Source organism: Serratia sp. 22278 (genome assembly GCF_052045405.1).
Lineage (GTDB): Bacteria > Pseudomonadota > Gammaproteobacteria > Enterobacterales > Enterobacteriaceae > Serratia > Serratia marcescens.
Window position 1 is genome coordinate 123,258 of sequence record NZ_JBQEOW010000004.1, and the last position, 22,349, is coordinate 145,606.

Sequence of the window (22,349 nt, forward strand, 5' to 3'; positions counted from 1 at the left end):
ATCGACTGCGTTTAGGGTGCTTATTTGGCGCTGCGACGATCGGGCATGCCGGCAACCGGGTGGGGCGTTTCGCCACCACGCTATCGGACAATTTTTTTTCATTTGAACAGGCAACACGACATCGTATGAGTCATCGTTTAACGTCAAAAGATATCCTGGCACTGGGCTTCATGACCTTTGCCTTATTCGTTGGGGCCGGGAACATCATCTTCCCGCCGATGGTCGGCTTGCAGTCCGGTGAACACGTCTGGATCGCTGCGCTGGGCTTCCTGCTCACCGCCGTGGGCCTGCCGGTCATCACCGTCATCGCGCTGGCGCGCGTCGGCGGCGGCATCGACGCCCTCAGTTCGCCGATCGGCCGCGGCGCCGGCCTGCTGCTGGCGACCGTCTGCTACCTGGCCGTCGGCCCGCTGTTCGCCACGCCGCGCACCGCCACCGTGTCCTTCGAAGTGGGTATCGCCCCGCTGACCGGCGACGGCGCCATGCCGCTGTTCATCTACAGTCTGGTGTACTTCGCGCTGGTGATCGGCATCTCCCTGTATCCGGGCCGTCTGCTCGATACCGTCGGCCACGTGCTGGCGCCGCTGAAGATCGTCGCGCTGGCCGTACTGGGCATCGCCGCGCTGCTGTGGCCTGCCGGCGCGCCTATCCCGGCGACGGCGGCTTATCAGAGCGTGCCTTTCTCCTCCGGCTTCGTTAACGGCTATCTGACCATGGATACGCTGGGCGCGCTGGTATTCGGCATCGTTATCGTCAACGCGGCGCGCTCGCGCGGCGTGAAAGACGCCGGTCTGTTGACCCGTTACACCATTCTGGCCGGTTTGATCGCCGGCGTGGGCCTGACGCTGGTTTATCTGAGCCTGTTCAAGCTGGGCTCCGGCAGCGGCGCGCTGGTGCCTGACGCCACCAACGGCGCGGTGATCCTGCACGCTTACGTTCAGAACACCTTCGGCGGCCTCGGCAGCTTCTTCCTGGCGGCGCTGATCTTCATCGCCTGCATGGTGACCGCGGTGGGCTTGACCTGCGCCTGCGCCGAGTTCTTCGCGCAATACCTGCCGTTCTCTTACAAGACGCTGGTGTTTATCCTGGGCCTGTTCTCGATGGTGGTGTCCAACCTCGGCCTGAGCCACCTGATCCAGATCTCCATTCCGGTGCTGACCGCGATTTATCCGCCGTGCATCGTGCTGGTGGTGCTGAGCTTCACCCTGCGTTGGTGGCACAGCGCGCCGCGCATCATTGCGCCGGTGATGCTTGTCAGCCTGTTGTTTGGTATTCTTGACGCGGTGAAAGCGTCCAGTTTCCAGCAACTGCTGCCGGCCTGGTCCACTCACCTGCCGCTGGCGGAGCAGGGGTTGGCATGGTTGCCGCCTTCGCTGCTGATGTTGGCGCTGGTCGCGATTTATGATCGGGTGTGCACGCGTTCCCAAGTGACCGCGCACTGATAATCCCCCGGCTAAATCCAGGGCCACGGACATGTCCGTGGCTTTTTTTCGTTTAAAACTATGGGTCATTTTCATGCAACAACAGTCACCCACCACTGCCCCCGACAATAAGCTGAAACGCGGCCTCAGCACGCGTCATATCCGCTTTATGGCGCTGGGATCGGCCATTGGCACCGGGTTGTTCTACGGCTCGGCGGACGCCATCAAAATGGCCGGCCCGAGCGTGCTGCTGGCTTACCTGATCGGCGGCATCGTGGCCTTTATCATCATGCGCGCACTGGGGGAGATGTCGGTCAACAACCCGCAGGCCAGCTCATTTTCCCGCTACGCGCAGGACTACCTCGGCCCGATGGCGGGTTACATCACCGGCTGGACTTACTGCTTTGAGATCCTGATCGTCGCCATCGCCGACGTGACCGCCTTCGGCATCTATATGGGGGTCTGGTTCCCGGAAGTGCCGCACTGGATCTGGGTGCTGAGCGTGGTGCTGATCATCGGCGCCATCAACCTGATGAGCGTCAAGGTATTCGGCGAGCTGGAGTTCTGGTTCTCGTTCTTCAAGGTCGCCACCATCATCATCATGATCGCGGCCGGCATCGGCATCATCATCTGGGGTATCGGCAACGGCGGGCAACCGACCGGCATTCATAACCTGTGGTCGAACGGCGGCTTCTTCAGCAACGGCGTTATCGGCATGATCCTGTCGCTGCAGCTGGTGATGTTCGCTTACGGCGGCATTGAAATCATCGGCATCACCGCCGGCGAAGCCAAGGATCCGAAAAAATCGATTCCCAAAGCCATCAACTCGGTGCCGTGGCGCATTCTGGTGTTCTACGTCGGCACGCTGTTTGTCATCATGTCGATCTACCCGTGGAACCAGGTGGGCACCAACGGCAGCCCGTTCGTGCTGACCTTCCAGCATATGGGCATCACCGTGGCGGCGGGCATCCTCAACTTCGTGGTGATCACCGCTTCGCTGTCGGCGATCAACAGCGACGTGTTCGGCGTCGGCCGCATGCTGCATGGCATGGCCGAGCAGGGGCACGCGCCGAAGATGTTCAGCAAGGTGTCGAAACGCGGCATTCCCTGGGTGACGGTGGTGGTGATGATGCTGGCGCTGCTGCTGGCGGTATACCTCAACTACATCATGCCGGAGAGCGTGTTCCTGGTGATCGCCTCCCTGGCGACCTTCGCCACCGTGTGGGTGTGGATCATGATCCTGTTCTCGCAAATCGCCTTCCGCCGCAGCCTGAGCAAAGAGCAGGTGAAGCAGCTGGCGTTCCCGCTGCGCGGCGGGGTGTTCACCTCGGTGGTGGCGATCGTGTTCCTGGTGTTCATCATCGGCCTGATCGGTTACTTCCCGACCACGCGCGTCTCGCTGTACGCCGGCCTGGTCTGGGTGGTGTTGCTGCTGGCGGGGTACTGGTTCAAGGTCAACCATCAGAAAAAACGCGTGCCGTTGGCGACGCAGCAAGACTAAATGGAAAAACACCGGCTGAGGCCGGTGTTTTTTTAGAGGCAGGCGTTAAGCGAAGTCCAGCTTGCGCAGTTTCGAAACGTCGATGGACTGCCTGGCCTGCCACAGATCGTAAGCATCTTGCATGCCCATCCAGACCTGTTCGGAACTGCCTATTACGATGGACAGGCGGATGGCCATTTCCGGCGAGATATCGGATTTTCCGCTGATCAGGCGTTGAACCGTAGACGGCGCGACGTCCAATGCTTTGGCCAGCGCGCGTGCGCTGAGATTCAGCGTTTCCATGGTTTCTTTGATCAATTCTCCAGGATGAGGAGGATTATGCATGCGGTTCATTAGTGATAGTCCTCATAATTCACGATATAAACATCACCCTCGACCAGTTCAAACGTGATACGCCAGTTGCCGGTGACGGTGACGGATCACTGCCCGCTGCGAGCGCCCGTTAGCGGGTGCAAGAAGAAGCCGGGCAGATCTACGTCATCAATCACTTTCGCCAGATCCAGCACGCTCAGCCGCAGCGCGATTTTCTTCGCCTGCTTGGCGTCGATACCTGCCGTTGAACCGGTTTCGAAAAACTTTTTGAGTCCCTTATGCTTGAAACTTCTTATCATCCTGATGGCTCCATGAGTGTTGCGTGTGGCGCAACAAGATGGGGCGTTTTTTAACCTGCTATGCCAAGCGTTTGTCTTCCGCTTCCTCCTCCCCGGCGGCGCGCGCTTCGATGCGCATGCCGCCGTCGTTCAGCCGTTCCTCCTCTTCCTCGCCGGCGCAGCGCGCCAGCACTTCGCGAATGTCCTGCAGGTTGCTGCTGAGGGCGCTCAGCGAAGGTTGCAGATTGCGGGGCATGCGGCTTTCATCCAGCGACGCGCTGTGCAGGCAGCCGATAAACAGCAGGGTGGCCAGCAGGGTAAACAGCCGATGACGTATCCGTTTCAGCAAGGGCTTTCCCTCTCGGTGGTGAAGGTGATGGCGCATTAACGCCGTTTTCGCCGGGGAAAAGAAGGGGATGGAGATATCTGCTGGCAATTGAAAGAGAATAATTACCAGCAGACACAGTTACGTCAGCCGACGTCAGGAAGCGTTCGCGCTTTGTCGCAGCATGCCGCGCAGGTCATTGCCGGTTGGCGTCTGATGCACGCGCAGGCCGAACTCGTCGATCACCGCCAGGATATGGTCGAAAATATCCGCCTGAATACTTTCGTACTCCGCCCAGACCGTGGTGTTGGTGAAGGCGTAGATTTCCAGCGGCAGGCCTTCCGGCGTCGGCGCCAGCTGGCGCACCATCAGCGTCATGTTTTGGTGAATGCGCGGGTGAGCGCGCAGGTAGGCTTCCAGATAGGCGCGCAGCGTGCCGAGGTTGGTGAGGCGGCGGCCGTTGAGCGGCGAGGCCAGATCGACGGCGATCTCCTGGTTGTGCTGGCTCAGCTCCTGGGTCTTAACGTTCAGATAGCTGTGCAGCAGCGGGTTGCGCTGCAGGCGGCGCTGTTCCTCTTCCGACAGGAAGTGCACGCTGCCGGTGTCGATATTCAAACTGCGCTTGATGCGGCGCCCGCCGGATTCCGACATCGAACGCCAGTTTTTGAACGAGTCGGAGATCAGCGCGTAGGTGGGGATGGTGGTGACGGTGTTGTCCCAGTTGCGCACTTTGACCGTGGTCAGGCCGATGTCGGTGACCGCGCCGTCGGCGCCGTATTTCGGCATTTCCAGCCAGTCGCCGATCTTCAGCATGTCGTTGGCGGAGAGCTGGATGCCGGCCACCAGTCCGAGGATCGGATCCTTGAACACCAACATCAAGACCGCCGTCATGGCGCCCAGGCCACTGAGCAGCAGCAGCGGCGATTTGCCCATCAGCAATGAGACGATCATGATGCCGATCAGGATCGCCGCCACCAGCTTCAGGCCCTGGAAAATGCCGCGCAGCGGCAGCTGATTGGAAATCGGGCTTTGGCGCAGCAGCGCCAGCAGCGTATCCAGCAGCGAGAACAGCGACAACAGGGTGAAGGCGAGGATCCACACCTGCGCGGCGGTGACGATCACCGCCTGAGTCTGGCTGCCGCTCTGCAGCCACAGCGTCGCCTGGATGCTGATGATCACCCCTTGCAGCAGCAGCGCCACGCGCTGGAACAGTTTGTATTGGGTGATGGCCTGTTGCCAGACGCGCTGCGACTGCTGGCCACGGCGCTGAAGGGCCGCCAACACCACCCGGTGCAGCACCAGGTGGATCGCGACCGAGATCAGAACAATCAATCCCAATACCATCAACAGCGACATCACTCCGCCGAATTCCAAACCAAACTGTTCCAGCCAGCGCGTTATCTGTTGTTGCATTACCGCTCCTTAAAAAATGCGCAAAAAATATCCTGTAAACTTAAAACGCGTTAGCCTAAGGGGTAACGTGCAGGATTTGTGCCTGTTTACCTTTTTTTACATCAAGTTAGCGTTATTTTTCAGTCTCCGCCCCCCGGCTCATCCCCGGGTTTTGCGGCCAGAGAGGAGGGGGAGTTGCACTTAACGTGGCATTGTTCGTTTTTGAAGAACGCCGTCGATTTCGTTTGGTACAGCAGGAGAACAGTATGCTTAACGCCTGGCATCAACCGGTCCCGCCTTTTGTGGTGAAACAAGGGCAACGTTTGGATATCACGCTGTGGTTACAAGGGGATGAACTGCCGGAACGGGTATTTTTGCGCGCCGAACCGGACAACGAAGAGTGGCTGCTGACGATGAAAGCGCAGCGCCACGAGGGGATGCGGCGCTACCAGGCCAGCCTGACGCTGAATGAGGGCGAGCCGACGCGGCGTTACTGCTTCAAGCTGCTGTGGGCCGATCGCCAACAGTGGTTCGGCCCGCAGGGCTGGTCGCCAACGCCGCCGGGCCAGCTGGCGCAGTTCGCCGTCGACGATCCTGACAATGGCCCCGCGTGGGTGGCGGATCAGCTGTTCTACCAGATTTTCCCCGATCGCTTCGCCAGCAGCGGCGGCGAGCACGGCATCCAGAGCGGCAGCTATCGCCATCACGCGGCCGGCGCCGAGGTGATTCGGCGCGACTGGCAGCACCCGTTGGAGGATCGCCACGCCGCCTCGACCTTTTACGGCGGCGATCTGGACGGCATCAGCGCCAAACTGCCGTATTTGCAGCAGCTGGGCGTGACGGCGCTGTATTTGAACCCGATTTTTACCGCGCCGAGCGTGCATAAGTACGATACCGAGGATTATTACCAGGTCGATCCGCACTTCGGCGGCAACGCGGCGCTGCAGCGTTTGCGAGTGAGCACTCACAAGGTAGGCATGAAACTGGTGCTGGACGGGGTGTTCAACCACACCGGCGACTCGCATCCGTGGTTCGACCGCCATCGCCAAGGGCAAAACGGCGCCTGCCACCACCCCGATTCGCCGTATCGCGGCTGGTTCAACTTCTACCCGGACGGCCGCGCGCTCGACTGGAAGGGCAACGCCAGCCTGCCGAAGCTCAACTTCGCCGAGCCGCAGGTGGCGGAAGCGATCTATCGCGGGGAAGGCAGCGTGGTGCGCCACTGGCTGCGCCCGCCGTACAGCATCGACGGTTGGCGGCTGGATGTGGTGCATATGCTGGGGGAGAACGGCGGCGCTGCCGGCAACCTGCGTCACCTGGCGGGCATCTATCAGGCGGTGAAGCAGGAGAATCCACAGGCCTATGTCTTGGGCGAGCACTTCGGCGACGCGCGCCGCTGGCTGCACGCCGGCGTGGAGGATGCGGCGATGAACTACATGGGGTTCGCGCTGCCGGTGCGGGCGTTTTTGGCGGGGCTGGACGTGGCTTATCACCCGGTGCGGCTGGACGCCGCCGGATGCGCGCAGTGGATGGACGGCTACCGCGCCGGGTTGCCGCACGGCCGCCAGCTGATCCAGTTCAACCAGCTGGACAGCCACGATACCGCGCGTTTCCTCACGCTGTTGCAGGGGAACGCGGCGCGCATGCAGATGGCGGCGGTGTGGTTGCTGAGCTGGATCGGCGTGCCTTGCCTCTATTATGGCGATGAGATTGGTCTGGACGGCGGCAACGATCCGTTCTGCCGCAAGCCGTTCCCGTGGGACGTCGGCGACTGGGATCGGCCGCTGCTGGCGCTGTTCCAGCGCATGGCGGCGCTGCGTAAACAGAGCCTGGCGCTGCGTCGCGGCGGCTGTCAGGTGCTGTACGCCAGCGGAGAAACGCTGGTGTTCGTGCGCCTGTATCAGCAGGAGCAGGTGCTGGTGGCGCTGCAGCGTGACGGCAGCGGCCAGGCGCAGCTGCCGCACAACCCGCTGTTGGCCCGCGGCCCGTGGCGGCGCGTGGAAGGGCGGGGAGAGTTGAGCGAAACGGCCGGCGGGCTGCGCCTGCAGCTGGCGGAAGAATCGGCCACCGTGTGGCGCTGTGAAGGCTAAGGGAACTGCGGGGGCCGAAGGGCCCCCGCGATTAAGGTGAGTGGGCGTTTACATCAGTAACCGACCGCGGAGCCTGCCGGGCGACGCACGTCGTTGGCGCCGTACAGGTAACCTTCGCGCACTTTGCCGGAAACCGCCGAATCGTTGCCGGAGTTGGCCGGGCTGACGCCCGCCGCGCCCGGCAAACCGACCAGAATCAGTTCGGCGGCGCCCCACGGCGTTTGTTCGACCATCTTATAGCCCATGCCGCTCAGCAGTTTTAGCGTATCGGCGGAAACGCCGCGCTGTTCGTAGTACACCTCATCCGGCAGCCATTGGTGATGGATGCGCGGCGCGTCCACCGCTTCCTGTGGCGCCATGCCGTGGTCGATCACGTTCAACGCGGTCTGCAGGGTGATGGTGATGATGCGCGAACCACCCGGCGAGCCCAGCACCATAAAGATCTTGTTGTCCTTGGTTACCAGCGTCGGGCTCATTGACGATAGTGGGCGCTTACCGGGGGCAATGTTGTTGGCGGTGCCCTGCACCAGCCCGTACAGGTTTTTCTCGCCCACTTTGACCGTAAAATCGTCCATCTCATCGTTGAGGAAGAAGCCGGTGCCCGGTGCGATCACCACGGCGCCGAAGCGGCCGTTGACGGTATAGGTGGTGGAGACCGCGTTGCCGTCATGGTCGACGATCGAATAGTGGGTGGTTTCCGGCTTCTCATGCGGTTCCATGCCGGGCTGCACATTTTCCGACGGCGTGGCCTTGTCCGCGACGATTTTCTTGCGGATCTGCTCGGCGTAGCTCTTGCTCACCAGCCGGTCGATCGGGTTCTTGATGAATTCCGGGTCGCCGAGGTAGGTGTTGCGATCCATGTAGGCATGGCGCATCGCTTCGGTCATGGTGTGAATGGCCGCCGCCGAGTTAAAGCCCATGCTTTTCAGATCATAGCCTTCCACCACGTTGAGGATTTCGCACAGCGTCACGCCGCCGGAACTGGGAGGCGGCGCTGACACGAACTTGTAGCCGCGATAGCTGCAGGTGATCGGCGGGGTTTCGGTGACTTTATAGTTGGCGAAGTCGGCGGCGGTCAAAATGCCGCCGCCCTGTTTGGCCGCCGCCTCTACCGCCTGCGGGATCTTGCCTTTATAGAAGGCGTCGGTTCCGCCTTTGGCGATGGCTTCCAGCGTGTTGGCCAGATCGGTTTGCACCAGCTTGTCCCCCGGCTGCAGCGGGCTGCCGTCCGGGCGCAGGAAGATTTTGGCCGACTCGGGATCCTGTTTGAAGCGCGCGATGGTGGTGTCGAGGATATCGGTGTCGGCGCGGGTCAGCACAAAGCCTTCGCGCGCCAGCCTGATCGCCGGCGCCAGCACCTGTTCGCGGCTCAGCTTGCCGTACTTCTCACGCGCGGTTTCCATCCCCAGCACGGTGCCCGGCACGCCCGCCGCCAGATAGCCGTACAGGCTGGCGTCTTTCTTCACCTTGCCGTCGGCGTCCAGATACATGTTGGCGCTGGCCGCCGCCGGCGCGGTTTCGCGGAAGTTGATGAAGGTATCGGTGCCGTCCGCCAGGTGGACGGTCATAAAGCCGCCGCCGCCGATGTTGCCGCAGCAGGGGTTCACCACCGCTTGCGCATAGCCGACCGCCACGGCGGCGTCGATGGCGTTGCCGCCCATCTTCAGGATATCCACCCCGACCTGCGAGGCCAGATGCTGCGAGGTGACCACCATGCCGTTTTGGGCTTCCACCGCTGGGTTGGATGCCGCATACAGGCTGCCGCTGACCAGCAGCGCCGCCATGGTCAGGGGTTTGCTCCATTTCTGTAAAAACATAGTTATTCCTACCCTGTCAGTTTTTTATTGTGTTGTGTTTGCTTGCCGCTGTTCGCTTGCAAAGCGCGAGCCAGCGTTATTGATAGTAGCCGCAGATGGGCATTCGCGCGGCGAACTGGGCGGGAAATGTGAGCGGAAACAGGGAAATAAAGCACTGAAGGCGGGCGGTCTGCCCCAAAAAGGGGCATAAAAAAACCGGCCGCGTGGGCCGGTTGATTCACTATCAGGCTGAAATTACAGCTTGGCAGCGTTTTCAGACAGGTATTTTGCCACGCCGTCTGGGGAAGCGCCCATACCTGCTTTGCCTTTTTCCCACTGAGCCGGGCAGACTTCACCGTGCTCTTCGTGGAATTGCAGCGCGTCAACGGTACGGATCATTTCGTCGATGTTACGGCCGATTGGCAGGTCGTTAACAACCTGAGCACGCACGATGCCGTCTTTGTCGATCAGGAAGGAGCCGCGCAGCGCAACGCCGGCTTCCGGGTGTTCGATGCCGTAAGCTTTCTGGATTTCACGCTTAACGTCAGCAACCATTGCGTATTTCACTTCACCGATGCCGCCTTTGTCGACAGGGGTTTTACGCCATGCGTTGTGGACGAACTCTGAGTCGAAGGAAACGCCAACCACTTCAACGCCACGCTTCTGGAACTCTTCATAGCGGTGATCGAAAGCGATCAGCTCGGAAGGGCATACGAAGGTGAAGTCCATTGGCCAGAAGAACAGCACGGCCGGTTTGCCGTTCAGGTGCTTCTTCAGGTTGAAGTTTTCAACGATTTCGCCGCTACCCAGTACGGCAGCTGCAGTGAAGTCAGGGGCTTGACGAGTTACCAGGACCATAATTACTCCTGTAATAGGTGTTAAAGGGTGGATGTAAAAACAAGGGCCAGTATAGGGGCCATGACTTGGTGAATAAAGGGTAAAAGACCAATCAATGAGATAGCTTTTACCTATCAAAGTCGTTGATATAATTTATCAAGCTTTAAAAATAACCTTTTCCTGCAAAAGGGCAAGCGGCAAAACGTAAATTCTTGCAATGCGCTGCAATTTCAAACGCTTGGGCTTGACCTCAGAGCATTTTTTCCTTCGCCTGCTGCATCATTTGCGGATAAAACTGCCAGAATTGTGTTTCAAGCTGATGATAATGTTGTTCGACGTCGGCGAACGAGCCGGCCAGCGCTTCGAGGCGCGGACGGCGGCTGGCCATGCCCTGCAATACCCGGGCGATGAACGGCAATTCGGCGTAGCGTTCCAGCCAGCGTTCCGGCCACAGATAGCCGTTCAGGTTCTGAAAACGCGGCGGCGTGAGCGGCAGGTAAGGTTCGATCTGGCTGCGGGCTTCCTGGGTAAACTGGTGCAGGTCGCGTGAAGGCTCCAACTGTTGCCAGTGGCGCGCCAGAAAATGGTCCCACACCACGTCGAGGGTGATCGGCGCCACGCGGCGGTAGGGGGCGCTGAAATAGTCGCGGCAGGCTTTCACCTGCGGCAGGCTGTCGGTCAGCACGTCGACGCGGCGGTGCATCATGATGCCGGCCACGACCTCGGGCTGGTAGTCGGCGGCGGGGTTGCCGCGAACGAAATCGGCCAGCAGGTTGCCCAGCAGCGAGCTGTCTGCCAGCATGGCCAGGTGAAGGTGAGCGAGAAAATTCATCCCTCAACTATACCTGAAGTCAGGCAAATCCTCCTTATTTCTTGCCGCTGACCGCCCCCGGCTTTAGACTAGGCCGCCTGTTTTTTACCAACCAGCCTTAAATTGAAGAAGTGAATACCCATGCGCGTCGCTGATTTTTCGTTTGAACTTCCCGAATCCCTGATTGCCCACTATCCCCAGGCCGAGCGCAGCGCATGCCGCCTGCTGCAGCTGGATGGGCCGAGCGGGGCGCTGACGCACGGCGTATTCACCGATCTGCTGGATAAGCTGGAAGCCGGCGACCTGCTGGTGTTCAACAATACCCGCGTGATCCCGGCGCGCATGTTCGGCCGCAAGGTCAGCGGCGGCAAGATAGAAGTGCTGGTGGAGCGCGTGCTGGACGACCATCGCGTGCTGGCGCACGTGCGCGCGTCGAAAGCGCCCAAGCCGGGCGCCGAGCTGCTGTTGGGGGATGACGAGAGCATCGCCGCCACCATGGTGGCGCGCCACGAGACGCTGTTCGAGCTGCGCTTCAACGACGAACGCGACGTATTCACCATTCTTAACGCGGCCGGCCACATGCCGCTGCCGCCATATATCGCTCGCCCGGATGAAGACGCCGACCGTGAGCTGTATCAGACGGTCTACAGCGAGAAACCGGGCGCGGTCGCCGCGCCGACCGCCGGCCTGCACTTCGACGAACCGCTGCTGGCGGCGCTGCGCGCCAAAGGCGTGGAAATGGCGTTCGTGACGCTGCACGTCGGCGCCGGCACCTTCCAGCCGGTGCGCGTGGAAACCATCGAAGATCACGTGATGCACGCCGAATACGCCGAAGTGCCGCAGGACGTGGTGGATGCGGTGCTGGCTTGCAAAGCGCGCGGCAAGCGCGTCGTGGCGGTGGGCACCACCTCGGTGCGTTCGCTGGAAAGCGCCGCGGCGGCCAGCAAAGAGGCGCTGATTGCGCCGTTCTTCGGCGATACCAGCATCTTTATCTATCCAGGTTATCACTACCAGGTGATCGACGCGCTGGTGACCAATTTCCACCTGCCGGAATCGACCCTGATCATGCTGGTATCGGCCTTCGCCGGCTATAAAAATACCATGAACGCCTATCAGCAGGCGGTGGCCGAGCAGTATCGCTTTTTCAGCTACGGCGATGCGATGTTCATCAGCCGTAACCCGCAGGCGGAAAACGAGTCCGTCGGCGGTTAATTTCCCGGGCTGCGCCTACGGCGCGGCCCCGTTTCAACGACATCAGACTGTTTCTCTGATGCTGGAGGCTTTGTGAAGTACGAACTACAAACTACCGATGGCCGCGCACGCCGCGGCCGCCTGATTTTCGACCGCGGCGTGGTGGAAACCCCGGCCTTTATGCCGGTCGGCACCTACGGTACGGTCAAGGGCATGACGCCGGAAGAAGTGAAAGAGACCGGCGCGCAGATCCTGCTGGGCAACACCTTCCACCTGTGGCTGCGCCCGGGCCAGGAGATCATGAAACTGCACGGCGATCTGCACGACTTCATGCAGTGGCCGGGCCCGATCCTCACCGACTCCGGCGGTTTCCAGGTATTCAGCCTGGGGGCGATGCGCAAGATCAAAGAGGAAGGCGTGTACTTCCGCAACCCGATCAACGGCGACAAGGTGTTCCTGAGCCCGGAAAAATCGATGGAAATCCAGTATGACCTGGGTTCCGACATCGTGATGATCTTCGACGAATGCACGCCGTACCCGGCCGACTGGGACTACGCCAAGCGTTCGATGGAAATGTCGCTGCGCTGGGCGGAGCGCAGCCGCAAGCGTTTCGACGAGCTGGAAAATAAAAATGCGCTGTTCGGCATCATTCAGGGCGGCGTTTACGAAGATTTACGTGATGTTTCCGTCAAAGGGCTGGTGGATATCGGCTTTGACGGGTACGCTGTGGGCGGCTTGGCTGTAGGCGAGCCGAAAGAGGATATGCATCGCATTCTTGAACACGTTTGCCCGCAAATTCCGGAAGATAAGCCACGCTATTTGATGGGCGTCGGCAAGCCGGAAGATTTGGTGGAAGGCGTGCGTCGCGGCATCGACATGTTCGACTGCGTCATGCCGACCCGCAACGCCCGCAACGGCCATTTGTTCGTGACTGACGGTGTGGTAAAAATCCGTAATGCCAAGCACAAGGATGATACGTCTCCGCTGGATAAGGACTGTGATTGCTACACGTGTCGCCATTACAGCCGCGCCTACTTGCACCATCTCGACCGTTGCAACGAAATATTGGGTGCTCGACTGAACACGATTCATAACCTGCGTCACTACCAGCGCCTGATGGCGGGTTTACGCCAGGCTATCGAAGAGGGTAAATTAGAGCAGTTTGTTGCGGATTTCTATGGTCGGATCGGCAAGCCGATTCCGCCTTTAAACGCTTGATCTAATAATTGATAACTTAATGAGGGAATTTCAATGAGCTTTTTCATTTCTGACGCCGTCGCATCCGCAGGGGCTCCGGCTCAGGGAAGCCCGTACTCTCTGATCATTATGCTGGTGGTGTTCGGCCTGATCTTCTACTTCATGATCCTGCGCCCACAGCAGAAGCGCGCTAAAGATCACAAGAAGCTGATGGACTCCATCGGTAAAGGCGACGAAGTGCTGACCACCGGCGGCCTGATCGGTCGAGTGACCAAAGTGGCCGACACCGGCATCATCGCCATCGCGCTGAACGACACCACGGAAGTGATGATCAAGCGTGACTTCGTGGCGGCCGTTCTGCCGAAAGGTACCATGAAGGCCCTGTAATCTTTTTTCCCGAAGGGAATTGCCGTGCTAAACCGTTATCCTTTGTGGAAGTATCTGATGTTGATCGTCGTGATCCTCGTCGGTCTGCTTTATGCGCTTCCCAACATCTACGGTGAGGATCCGGCCGTACAAATCACTGGCGCGCGCGGCGTCGCCGCCAGTGAAACTACGCTGGACCAGGTCCGTACCGTATTAGAAAAAGACAACATCGCGAGCAAGTCGATTGCGCTGGAAAATGGCGCCATCCTGGCTCGCTTTAAAGATCCTGACGTTCAGCTGCGCGCCCGCGAAGCGCTGGTGACCGAGCTGGGTGACAAATTCGTCGTGGCGCTGAACCTGGCGCCGGCCACGCCGACCTGGCTGGCCATGCTGGGCGCAGAGCCGATGAAACTCGGCCTGGACCTGCGCGGCGGCGTACACTTCCTGATGGAAGTGGACATGGACACCGCGTTGAGCAAGCTGCAGGAACAGACCATGGATACCCTGCGCAGCGAGCTGCGCGAGAAGGGCATTCCTTACGCGTCTATCCGCAAGCTGGACAACAACGGCGTGGAAGTTCGCTTCCGCGACGATGCGGCTCGCGATCAGGCCATCAGCTACATCGGTCCGCGTCAGCGCGATCTGGTGCTGTCCGCCAACGGCGCCAACACCATGAAAGCCAACCTGACGGACGCCCGTCTGAGCGAAGCGCGCGAATACGCCGTCCAGCAGAACATCACTATCCTGCGTAACCGCGTCAACCAGCTCGGCGTCGCCGAACCGCTGGTGCAGCGCCAGGGCGCCGACCGCATCGTGGTTGAGCTGCCGGGCATTCAGGACACCGCGCGCGCCAAAGAAATTCTGGGCGCCACCGCGACCCTGGAGTTCCGCCTGGTGAACACCAATGCGGACGCCACTGCGGCGGCCAACGGCCGCGTGCCGGGCGACTCCGAGGTGAAATACACCCGTGACGGCCAGCCGATCGTGCTGTACAAGCGCGTGATCCTGACCGGTGACCACATCACCGACTCCACCTCGAGCACCGACGAATACAACCAGCCGCAGGTTAACATCTCGCTGGACAGCGCCGGCGGCACGTCCATGTCCAACTTCACCAAGGATAACATCGGCAAGCCGATGGCGACCCTGTTCGTGGAGTATAAGGACAGCGGCAAGAAAGACGCTAACGGCCGTGCGGTGCTGGTGAAACAGGAAGAAGTGATCAACGTGGCGAACATTCAGTCGCGTCTGGGCAACAGCTTCCGCATCACCGGCATCGGCAACCCGAACGAAGCGCGTCAGCTTTCGCTGCTGCTGCGTGCGGGTGCGTTGATCGCGCCGATTCAGATCGTCGAAGAGCGCACCATCGGCCCAACCCTGGGTCAGCAGAACATCACCCAAGGTCTGGAAGCCTGTCTGTGGGGCCTGGTGGCGTCTATCGTCTTCATGGTGGTCTGGTACCGTAAGTTCGGCGTGATCGCCACCACGGCGCTGGTCGCCAACCTGGTGCTGATCGTCGGCGTGATGTCCCTGTTGCCGGGGGCGACGCTGACCATGCCGGGTATCGCCGGGATCGTGTTGACGCTGGCGGTGGCGGTTGACGCCAACGTACTGATTAACGAACGTATCAAGGAAGAGCTGAAGAACGGCCGGTCCGTTCAGCAGGCGATCCATGAGGGCTATAAAGGCGCGTTCTCCAGTATCGTCGATGCCAACATCACCACCCTGATCACCGCGGTCATCCTGTACGCAGTGGGCACCGGTTCGATCAAAGGCTTTGCGATCACCACCGCTATCGGTGTGGCGACGTCCATGTTCACCGCGATTGTCGGTACCCGTGCCATCGTCAACCTGCTTTACGGCGGCAAACGCATTAACAAGCTGTCTATCTGAGGAGTGCGTTGTGGCACAGGATTATACTGTTGAGCAACTCAACTACGGCCGTAAAGTCTACGACTTTATGCGCTGGGACTATTTGGCCTTCGGCATCTCGTTGCTGCTGTTGGTCGCGTCGATCGTCACCATGTCGGTGCGCGGGTTTAACTGGGGTCTGGATTTCACCGGCGGTACGGTGATTGAAATCAACCTGGAGAAACCGGCTAACCTCGACCTGATGCGCGATACGCTGGAGAAGGCCGGGTTCCAGGATCCGATCATCCAGAACTTCGGCAGCAGCCGCGACGTGATGGTGCGCATGCCACCGGCGACCGGCACCGCAGGCCAGGAACTGGGCAACAAGGTGATCGGCGTGATCAACGACTCGGTGGATAAAAACGCCACCGTGAAGCGCATCGAGTTCGTCGGCCCGAGCGTGGGCAGCGAACTGGCGCAAACCGGCGGCATGGCGCTGCTGGTGGCGTTGATCTGTATCCTGATCTACGTCGGTTTCCGCTTCGAATGGCGCCTGGCGCTGGGGGCGGTTATCGCGCTGGCGCACGACGTGATCATCACGCTGGGCGTGCTGTCGCTGTTCCACATCGAGATTGACCTGACCATCGTCGCGTCCCTGATGTCGGTTATCGGTTACTCGCTGAACGACAGCATCGTGGTTTCCGACCGTATTCGTGAAAACTTCCGCAAGATCCGCCGCGGCACGCCTTACGAGATCATGAACGTGTCGTTGACCCAGACGCTGAGCCGTACGCTGATGACTTCCGGTACTACCCTGATGGTGGTGCTGATGCTGTACATCTTCGGTGGCGCGATGCTGCAAGGTTTCTCGCTGGCGATGTTGATCGGCGTGTCGATCGGTACCGTCTCCTCCATCTACGTCGCGTCCGCGCTGGCGTTGAAACTGGGGATGAAACGCGAGCACATGCTGCAGCAAAAAGTGGAAAAAGAGGGCGCGGATCAGCCTTCGATTCTGCCTTAACCGCCGCAGTATTCAGCGAAATGAAAAGGAGCGCCCATCGGCGCTCCTTTTTTTTGCTTTGGGTTTCAGCGTTGCTGCACCACCGCCGGTTGGGCGGTCGAAACCAGACTGTGCAGACGGATATAGCCCAATTGTTCCGGCGTCACGCCGCTGAAGCGCAGCTCAAAGTCCTGGCCGGGTTTCGGCAGCAGCGAATCGGCGCTGGCGATCGGTTGCGACAGCGCCTCGGCGGTCAGCGGCCGCCCGGTGGCGTCGTCCAGTTGGCCCCATTCCACCACCGCTTTGAACGGCGGCAGCGTGGCCTGTGAGAGGATGCGCACATGCAGCTGCGCCTGCGTGCCGTTGGCTTCGCTCTTGATGTGGCTCAGCGAAACGCTCAGCTCGCCGATGCCGCTCTGCAAACGGGCGGCGCTTCGGGCCGCCGGCAGCAGGTAGACGCCGTTGTCGGAGTGCTGATTGAGCATATTCTGCCGCTCCAGCGCGGTGGTTTGATCGGTCAGCACGCTCACTTTCTGGTTCAGCGCGGCGACCTGATGGCGCAGTTGAGGCACGGCGGCGTTGTGCGCGCAGCCTGCCAGCAACACGGCGGCGGCGAGCAGGGCGATTTTGGGGTAACAGGTTGTCATGACGGCGATTTCCTATGCTGAATCTCCTGCTATCAGCTTAGTCCGCTCGGAGGGGAAAGTCATATCGGCGCCGCTTCCCGGCGGCGTGTTGCAACAAATGGCCGCCGCCCTTTGTTGTGGCTGCACTTCGGGGTAAACTGCGTTTATCTATAAAAACGTTTATCAGGACGTGTTATGCATTGCCCTTTCTGCGCCGCCGTTGATACCAAAGTCATTGATTCCCGCCTGGTGGGGGACGGTTCGCAAGTGCGCCGCCGCCGCCAGTGTCTGGTGTGCAATGAGCGCTTCACCACCTTCGAGGTGGCCGAGCTGGTGATGCCGCGAGTGATTAAAAGCGATGAGGTGCGCGAGCCGTTCAACGAAGACAAACTGCGCCGCGGCATGCTGAAAGCGCTGGAAAAGCGCCCGGTAAGCTCGGACGATGTGGAAAACGCCCTTAATCATATCAAATCCCAACTGCGCGCCACCGGCGAACGCGAAGTGCCGACCAAACTGGTGGGTAATCTGGTGATGGACGCGTTGAAAAAGCTGGATAAGGTCGCCTACATTCGCTTTGCGTCGGTGTACCGCAGCTTCGAGGACGTGCGCGAGTTCGGCGAAGAGATTGCCCGCCTGCAAGACTAAAGGATCTTTCATGCATCACGACGAATTTTATATGGCGCGCGCCTTCGAACTGGCGCGCCTGGGGCGTTTCACCACCGCGCCCAATCCGAACGTCGGCTGCGTTATCGTGCGCGACGGCGAAATTGTCGGTGAAGGCTACCATCTGCGCGCCGGCGAGCCGCACGCGGAAGTGCACGCGCTGCGCATGGCGGGCGACAAGGCGCGCGGCGCCACCGCCTATGTGACGCTCGAGCCGTGCAGCCACCACGGCCGCACGCCGCCCTGCGCCGATGCGCTGGTGGCCGCCGGCGTGACGCGGGTGGTCGCGGCGATGCAAGATCCCAATCCGCAGGTGGCGGGGCGCGGGCTGTACAAGCTGCAGCAGGCCGGCGTCGAAGTCCGTCATGGCCTGATGCTGGCCGAGGCCGAAGCGGTCAACCTGGGCTTCCTCAAGCGCATGCGCACCGGTTTCCCTTACGTGCAGCTGAAGCTGGGCGCGTCGCTGGACGGCCGCACGGCGATGGCCACCGGCGAGAGCCAGTGGATCACCTCACCCGAAGCGCGTCAGGACGTGCAGCGCCTGCGCGCGCAGAGCGCCGCGATTCTCAGCACCAGCGCCACCGTGCTGGCGGACGATCCGTCGCTGACGGTGCGTTGGGATGAGCTGGACGCCGAGACGCAGCGCCTCTATCCGCGCGAAAATCTGCGCCAGCCGCTGCGCATCCTGCTCGACAGCCAAAATCGCATCACCCCGCAGCACCGCGTGGTGCAGCAGCCGGGCGCTACCTGGCTGGCGCGCCTGCAGGCGGATGAACAGGCCTGGCCGCAAGAGGTCGAACAGTTTATCTGCCCGGCGCACGGCGGCGGCATTGATCTGGTGGTGATGATGATGCTGTTGGCCAAGCGCCAGGTGAATTCAATCTGGGTAGAGGCGGGCGCAATGCTGGCCGGCGCGCTGCTGCAGGCCGGCCTGGTGGATGAGCTCATTTTGTACATCGCGCCGAAACTGTTGGGCGATAATGGCCGTGGCCTGTGTCATCTGCCGGGCCTGGAACGGCTGGCCGACGCGCCGGAATTCGTCTTTAGCGACGTGCGCCAGGTCGGCCCCGATCTGCGTTTGCGCCTGCGGGCGAAACACTGAATCTCGCGCCCGCGCGCCGGTTTTACAAAAGCGCCGCGCAGGCGATGAAAGAATATGATAGAATCCGCCCCCCTGCGGGGTATTGAACCCATTTTTAAGGAAAGCCCATGAAAGTTATCGAAGGTGTTGTTGCTACTCCAAATGCCCGTGTGGCGATCGCAATTGCACGTTTTAACAATTTCATCAACGACAGCCTGCTGGAAGGCGCCATCGACGCGCTGAAACGCATTGGTCAGGTTGCTGACGACAACATCACCGTTGTCTGGGTCCCGGGCGCTTACGAGCTGCCGCTGACGGCGAGCGTATTGGCCAAAACCGGCAAATACGACGCGGTTATCGCGCTGGGCACCGTTATCCGCGGGGGCACCGCGCACTTCGAATATGTGGCGGGCGAAGCCAGCTCCGGCATCGGCAACGTTGCGATGAATGCCGAAATCCCGGTTGCCTTTGGCGTGCTGACCACCGAAAGCATCGAACAGGCGATCGAACGCGCCGGCACCAAAGCGGGCAACAAGGGCGCTGAAGCCGCGTTGACCGCACTTGAAATGATTAATGTTATCAAAGCTATTAAAGCCTGAATTTAGTTAAGGGGAATTCCGTGAAACCTGCTGCTCGTCGCCGCGCTCGTGAGTGCGCTGTTCAAGCGCTTTACTCTTGGCAGTTGTCTAAAAACGACCTTGCCGATGTTGAACACCAGTTCCTGACGGAGCAGGATGTCAAAGATGTTGACGTCGCCTATTTTCGCGAGTTGCTGTCCGGCGCGGCAGTGAATGCAGGTATGCTGGACGAACTGATGGCGCCATACCTGTCGCGTCAGCTCGAAGAGCTGGGCCAGGTGGAGCGCGCGGTGCTGCGCGTCGCGCTGTTTGAACTGAAGATGCGCGAGGATGTCCCTTACAAAGTGGCGATCAACGAAGCGATCGAGCTGGCGAAAACCTTCGGCGCGGAAGACAGCCACAAGTTTGTGAACGGGGTGCTGGATAAAGTGGCGCCAACCCTTCGCAAGAAAAAGTAAAACATTAAGGCCGGCATTCCCGGCCTTAATTTCTTCTCGTGGAATATCGATATGGCATGCGGCGAATTTGACCTCATTGCCCGCTATTTTGACCGGTTTAAGCGCGTGCGCCGGGATGTACAGTTGGGCATTGGAGATGACTGCGCACTGCTGGCAGTGCCGGAAAAACAGCTGGTGGCCGTCAGTACCGATACGTTGGTGGCGGGCGTGCACTTCTTGCCGGATATCGATCCGGCCGATCTCGGTTATAAAGCGCTGGCGGTCAATCTGAGCGATCTGGCGGCGATGGGCACCGATCCGGCGTGGCTCTCGCTGGCCCTGACCCTGCCGGAGGTGAACGAACCCTGGCTGAAGGCCTTCAGCGACAGCCTGTTTGATCAGCTCAACTATTACGGCATGCAGCTGATCGGCGGCGATACCACGCGCGGCCCGCTGAGCATGACGTTAACCATTCAGGGTTTGATCCCGGCCGGTCGGGCGTTGACCCGCAGCGGCGCGCGCATCGGCGACTGGATCTACGTGACCGGCACGCTGGGCGACAGCGCCGCCGGTCTGGCGATCCTGCAGGATCGCCTGGCGGTGCCGGATGCGGCGGCGCGCGATTACCTGCTCGCTCGCCATCTGCGGCCGCAGCCGCGGGTGCTGCAGGGGCAGGCGCTGCGGGATCTGGCCAGCTCGGCGATCGACATCTCCGACGGCCTGATTTCCGATCTGAAACACATCCTGAAGGCCAGCGACTGCGGGGCGCGCATCGTGCTGGACGAGCTGCCGATGTCGCAGGCGCTGAGCAGCCACACCGACGCCGAGCAGGCGCTGCGCTGGGCGCTGGCGGGCGGCGAAGATTACGAGCTGTGCTTCACCGTGCCGGAGATCAACCGCGGCGCGCTGGAAGTGGCGCTGAGCCACCTCGGCGCCGACTACACCTGCATCGGCCAAATTGGTCCGCTGTCTGAAGGCATCCGCTATTATCGCGACGACGAAGCGGTAGAGCTGGACTGGGCCGGGTTCGATCATTTCAATGCGGAGCCGGGCGCCCATGGATGAAGCCAAGCGTCGGCTGCGGATGAGCAATCCGTGGCACCTGCTGGCCACCGGTTTTGGCAGCGGTTTGTCGCCGGTGATGCCGGGCACCATGGGATCGCTGGCGGCGATCCCGTTCTGGCTGCTGCTGATCCAGCTGCCGTGGCAGCTCTACTCGCTGGCGGTGATGTTCAGCATCTGTATCGGCGTCTATATTTGCCACCGCACGGCAAAAGACATGAAGGTGCACGATCACGGCAGCATCGTCTGGGATGAGTTCGTCGGCATGTGGATCACGCTGATGGCGCTGCCGATCAACGACTGGCGCTGGGTCGCCGCCGGTTTCGTCATCTTCCGCATTCTGGATATGTGGAAGCCGTGGCCGATCCGCTGGTTCGACCGCAACGTGCATGGCGGCATGGGCATCATGGTCGACGATATCATCGCCGGCGTGCTGTCCGCCGGCATCATCTACCTGATTGGCCACCACTGGCCTATCGGGCTGTTCTGACAGACGGGCGCGCTTCTTCGCGCCCGCTTCTCTTTATTCAAACCCTGTCACCCGGTGCGGCACGTAGGCCGTCTCCAGTTCCGCCACCTCTTGTGGCGACAAACTCAAATCGACCGCGGCGATGGCGTCATCCAACTGCTCGCTGCGTGAAGCGCCGACGATCGGCGCGCTGACCGTCGGTTTGTTCAGCAGCCAGGCCAGCGCGATCTGCGCGCGTGAAACGCCACGTTCGTCGGCGAGGCTGGCGACGCGCTCGGCGATGATGGCGTCGATGCCTTCAGTGTCCTCGTACAGGCTCTTGCCGAACTGGTCGGAGACCAGCCGCGCGGTGGTTTCGCCCCAGGGGCGGGTCAGGCGGCCGCGCGCCAGCGGGCTCCACGGCAGTACGGCAATGCCTTCGGCGGCGCATAGCGGGTGCATCTCGCGTTCTTCTTCGCGCTGGATCAGGTTGTATTGATCCTGCATGCTGACAAAGCGCGTCCAGCCGTGCAGATCGGCGGTATACAGCGCTTTGGCGAACTGCCAGGCGTACATCGAGGAGGCGCCGATGTATCGCGCTTTACCGGCTTTCACCACGTCATGCAGCGCTTCCAGCGTCTCTTCCAGCGGCGTTTCGTAATCCCAGCGATGGATCTGCAGCAAATCGACATAGTCGGTGCCCAGACGCCGCAGGCTGTCGTCGATGGACTGCATGATCTTGGCGCGCGACAAACCGCGCTCCAGGTTGCTCAGTGGGAAATAGACCTTGGTGGCGATCACCACGTCCTCGCGGCGCGCATAGTCGCGCAGCGCCCGACCGAGGATCTCCTCGCTGCTGCCGTCGGAATAGCTGTTGGCGGTGTCGAAAAAGTTGATGCCGGCTTCCAGCGCCTGTTTCAGCAGCGGGCGGCTGCTCTCTTCCGGCAACGTCCAGGCGTGATTGCCGCGATTCGGTTCGCCGTAGGTCATGCAACCCAGGCAGATGCGCGAAACGTTCAGATCGGTGTTGCCCAGTTTCAGGTACTTCATGTTTGCCTCCCATTCACAGCTCAGACAGTAACTGTA

The 22,349-nt window shown here is 60.7% G+C and carries 22 protein-coding genes and 1 pseudogene; 14 read left to right on the forward strand and 9 right to left on the reverse strand.

Features of this window, described 5'->3' with window-relative positions; all coding sequences use genetic code 11:
* Positions 1–125 precede the first annotated feature (125 nt).
* Together brnQ and proY are read left to right on the forward strand one after the other, a co-directional pair.
* Entirely contained in the window at positions 126–1,442 is a 1,317-nt protein-coding gene (gene brnQ / locus ACTJJ6_RS10415; protein ID WP_016928887.1) for a branched-chain amino acid transport system II carrier protein, read from the forward strand.
* Positions 1,443–1,515: 73 nt separating this feature from the next.
* Complete coding sequence (gene proY / locus ACTJJ6_RS10420; RefSeq protein WP_028128209.1) at positions 1,516–2,922, forward strand: proline-specific permease ProY; 1,407 nt, start codon at positions 1,516–1,518, stop codon at positions 2,920–2,922.
* Between the two features lie 45 nt (positions 2,923–2,967).
* Here the strand turns inward: proY and ACTJJ6_RS10425 are convergent, their stop codons facing one another.
* The 4 genes and pseudogenes from ACTJJ6_RS10425 to ACTJJ6_RS10440 form a co-directional block, all read right to left on the reverse strand.
* Positions 2,968–3,255, reverse strand: a complete 288-nt coding sequence (locus tag ACTJJ6_RS10425; RefSeq protein ID WP_025160069.1) for a HigA family addiction module antitoxin — start codon at positions 3,253–3,255, stop codon at positions 2,968–2,970.
* Positions 3,255–3,533: pseudogene (locus ACTJJ6_RS10430) on the reverse strand (type II toxin-antitoxin system RelE/ParE family toxin). The gene ACTJJ6_RS10425 and the pseudogene ACTJJ6_RS10430 overlap by 1 nt, the downstream one beginning before the upstream one ends.
* A 58-nt stretch (positions 3,534–3,591) precedes the next feature.
* The gene (locus ACTJJ6_RS10435) at positions 3,592–3,861 is read right to left on the reverse strand and encodes a hypothetical protein (protein WP_016928883.1); all 270 of its coding nucleotides are present in this window, start codon (positions 3,859–3,861) and stop codon (positions 3,592–3,594) included.
* 132 nt (positions 3,862–3,993) lie between these two features.
* Positions 3,994–5,250, reverse strand: coding sequence for a mechanosensitive ion channel family protein (locus ACTJJ6_RS10440; RefSeq protein WP_016928882.1), 1,257 nt, complete (start codon positions 5,248–5,250; stop codon positions 3,994–3,996).
* Positions 5,251–5,495: 245 nt separating this feature from the next.
* On the opposite strand from ACTJJ6_RS10440, the gene malZ reads away from it, so the two are divergent.
* Positions 5,496–7,319 (forward strand): maltodextrin glucosidase, encoded by a 1,824-nt coding sequence (gene malZ / locus ACTJJ6_RS10445; RefSeq protein WP_261105917.1) that lies wholly within the window; start codon positions 5,496–5,498, stop codon positions 7,317–7,319.
* Positions 7,320–7,372: 53 nt separating this feature from the next.
* Here malZ and ggt read toward each other — a convergent pair whose 3' ends face one another.
* The 3 genes from ggt to ACTJJ6_RS10460 form a co-directional block, all read right to left on the reverse strand.
* Positions 7,373–9,136: a gamma-glutamyltransferase gene (gene ggt, locus ACTJJ6_RS10450; protein ID WP_440801335.1), complete on the reverse strand. Its 1,764-nt coding sequence runs from the start codon at positions 9,134–9,136 to the stop codon at positions 7,373–7,375.
* 234 nt (positions 9,137–9,370) lie between these two features.
* Positions 9,371–9,973 (reverse strand): peroxiredoxin C, encoded by a 603-nt coding sequence (locus ACTJJ6_RS10455; RefSeq protein WP_004940403.1) that lies wholly within the window; start codon positions 9,971–9,973, stop codon positions 9,371–9,373.
* A 229-nt stretch (positions 9,974–10,202) separates the two neighbouring features.
* Positions 10,203–10,784 (reverse strand): ACP phosphodiesterase, encoded by a 582-nt coding sequence (locus ACTJJ6_RS10460; protein WP_079449610.1) that lies wholly within the window; start codon positions 10,782–10,784, stop codon positions 10,203–10,205.
* A 120-nt stretch (positions 10,785–10,904) separates the two neighbouring features.
* Between ACTJJ6_RS10460 and queA the strand changes: the two genes are divergently transcribed.
* The 5 genes from queA to secF all read left to right on the forward strand — a co-directional run bounded on the left by queA (position 10,905) and on the right by secF (position 16,389).
* On the forward strand, positions 10,905–11,975 hold the full coding sequence (queA, locus tag ACTJJ6_RS10465; RefSeq protein WP_016928878.1) for a tRNA preQ1(34) S-adenosylmethionine ribosyltransferase-isomerase QueA: 1,071 nt from the start codon (positions 10,905–10,907) through the stop codon (positions 11,973–11,975).
* A 72-nt stretch (positions 11,976–12,047) separates the two neighbouring features.
* On the forward strand, positions 12,048–13,172 hold the full coding sequence (gene tgt, locus ACTJJ6_RS10470; RefSeq protein ID WP_004940392.1) for a tRNA guanosine(34) transglycosylase Tgt: 1,125 nt from the start codon (positions 12,048–12,050) through the stop codon (positions 13,170–13,172).
* Between the two features lie 33 nt (positions 13,173–13,205).
* Positions 13,206–13,538, forward strand: coding sequence for a preprotein translocase subunit YajC (yajC, locus tag ACTJJ6_RS10475; RefSeq protein ID WP_004940391.1), 333 nt, complete (start codon positions 13,206–13,208; stop codon positions 13,536–13,538).
* Between the two features lie 24 nt (positions 13,539–13,562).
* On the forward strand, positions 13,563–15,410 hold the full coding sequence (secD, locus tag ACTJJ6_RS10480; RefSeq protein ID WP_004940390.1) for a protein translocase subunit SecD: 1,848 nt from the start codon (positions 13,563–13,565) through the stop codon (positions 15,408–15,410).
* Positions 15,411–15,420: 10 nt separating this feature from the next.
* On the forward strand, positions 15,421–16,389 hold the full coding sequence (gene secF, locus ACTJJ6_RS10485; protein WP_004940389.1) for a protein translocase subunit SecF: 969 nt from the start codon (positions 15,421–15,423) through the stop codon (positions 16,387–16,389).
* Between the two features lie 65 nt (positions 16,390–16,454).
* Here secF and ACTJJ6_RS10490 read toward each other — a convergent pair whose 3' ends face one another.
* Positions 16,455–17,015, reverse strand: a complete 561-nt coding sequence (locus ACTJJ6_RS10490; RefSeq protein WP_016928875.1) for a DUF3251 domain-containing protein — start codon at positions 17,013–17,015, stop codon at positions 16,455–16,457.
* A gap of 174 nt (positions 17,016–17,189) precedes the next feature.
* On the opposite strand from ACTJJ6_RS10490, the gene nrdR reads away from it, so the two are divergent.
* From nrdR to pgpA, 6 genes are all read left to right on the forward strand, one after another.
* On the forward strand, positions 17,190–17,639 hold the full coding sequence (gene nrdR / locus ACTJJ6_RS10495) for a transcriptional regulator NrdR (RefSeq protein WP_004940387.1): 450 nt from the start codon (positions 17,190–17,192) through the stop codon (positions 17,637–17,639).
* A 10-nt stretch (positions 17,640–17,649) separates the two neighbouring features.
* Entirely contained in the window at positions 17,650–18,759 is a 1,110-nt protein-coding gene (ribD, locus tag ACTJJ6_RS10500) for a bifunctional diaminohydroxyphosphoribosylaminopyrimidine deaminase/5-amino-6-(5-phosphoribosylamino)uracil reductase RibD (protein ID WP_016928874.1), read from the forward strand.
* Between the two features lie 107 nt (positions 18,760–18,866).
* Positions 18,867–19,337: a 6,7-dimethyl-8-ribityllumazine synthase gene (ribH, locus tag ACTJJ6_RS10505; protein WP_004940385.1), complete on the forward strand. Its 471-nt coding sequence runs from the start codon at positions 18,867–18,869 to the stop codon at positions 19,335–19,337.
* Between the two features lie 20 nt (positions 19,338–19,357).
* On the forward strand, positions 19,358–19,774 hold the full coding sequence (gene nusB, locus ACTJJ6_RS10510; protein WP_004940384.1) for a transcription antitermination factor NusB: 417 nt from the start codon (positions 19,358–19,360) through the stop codon (positions 19,772–19,774).
* Positions 19,775–19,825: 51 nt separating this feature from the next.
* Complete coding sequence (gene thiL, locus ACTJJ6_RS10515; protein ID WP_440801340.1) at positions 19,826–20,818, forward strand: thiamine-phosphate kinase; 993 nt, start codon at positions 19,826–19,828, stop codon at positions 20,816–20,818.
* Entirely contained in the window at positions 20,811–21,305 is a 495-nt protein-coding gene (gene pgpA, locus ACTJJ6_RS10520) for a phosphatidylglycerophosphatase A (RefSeq protein ID WP_016928871.1), read from the forward strand. The genes thiL and pgpA overlap by 8 nt, the downstream gene beginning before the upstream one ends.
* Positions 21,306–21,338: 33 nt before the next feature.
* On the opposite strand, the gene ACTJJ6_RS10525 is transcribed toward pgpA, so the two are convergent.
* Positions 21,339–22,313, reverse strand: a complete 975-nt coding sequence (locus ACTJJ6_RS10525; RefSeq protein WP_016928870.1) for an aldo/keto reductase — start codon at positions 22,311–22,313, stop codon at positions 21,339–21,341.
* Positions 22,314–22,349 lie beyond the last annotated feature (36 nt).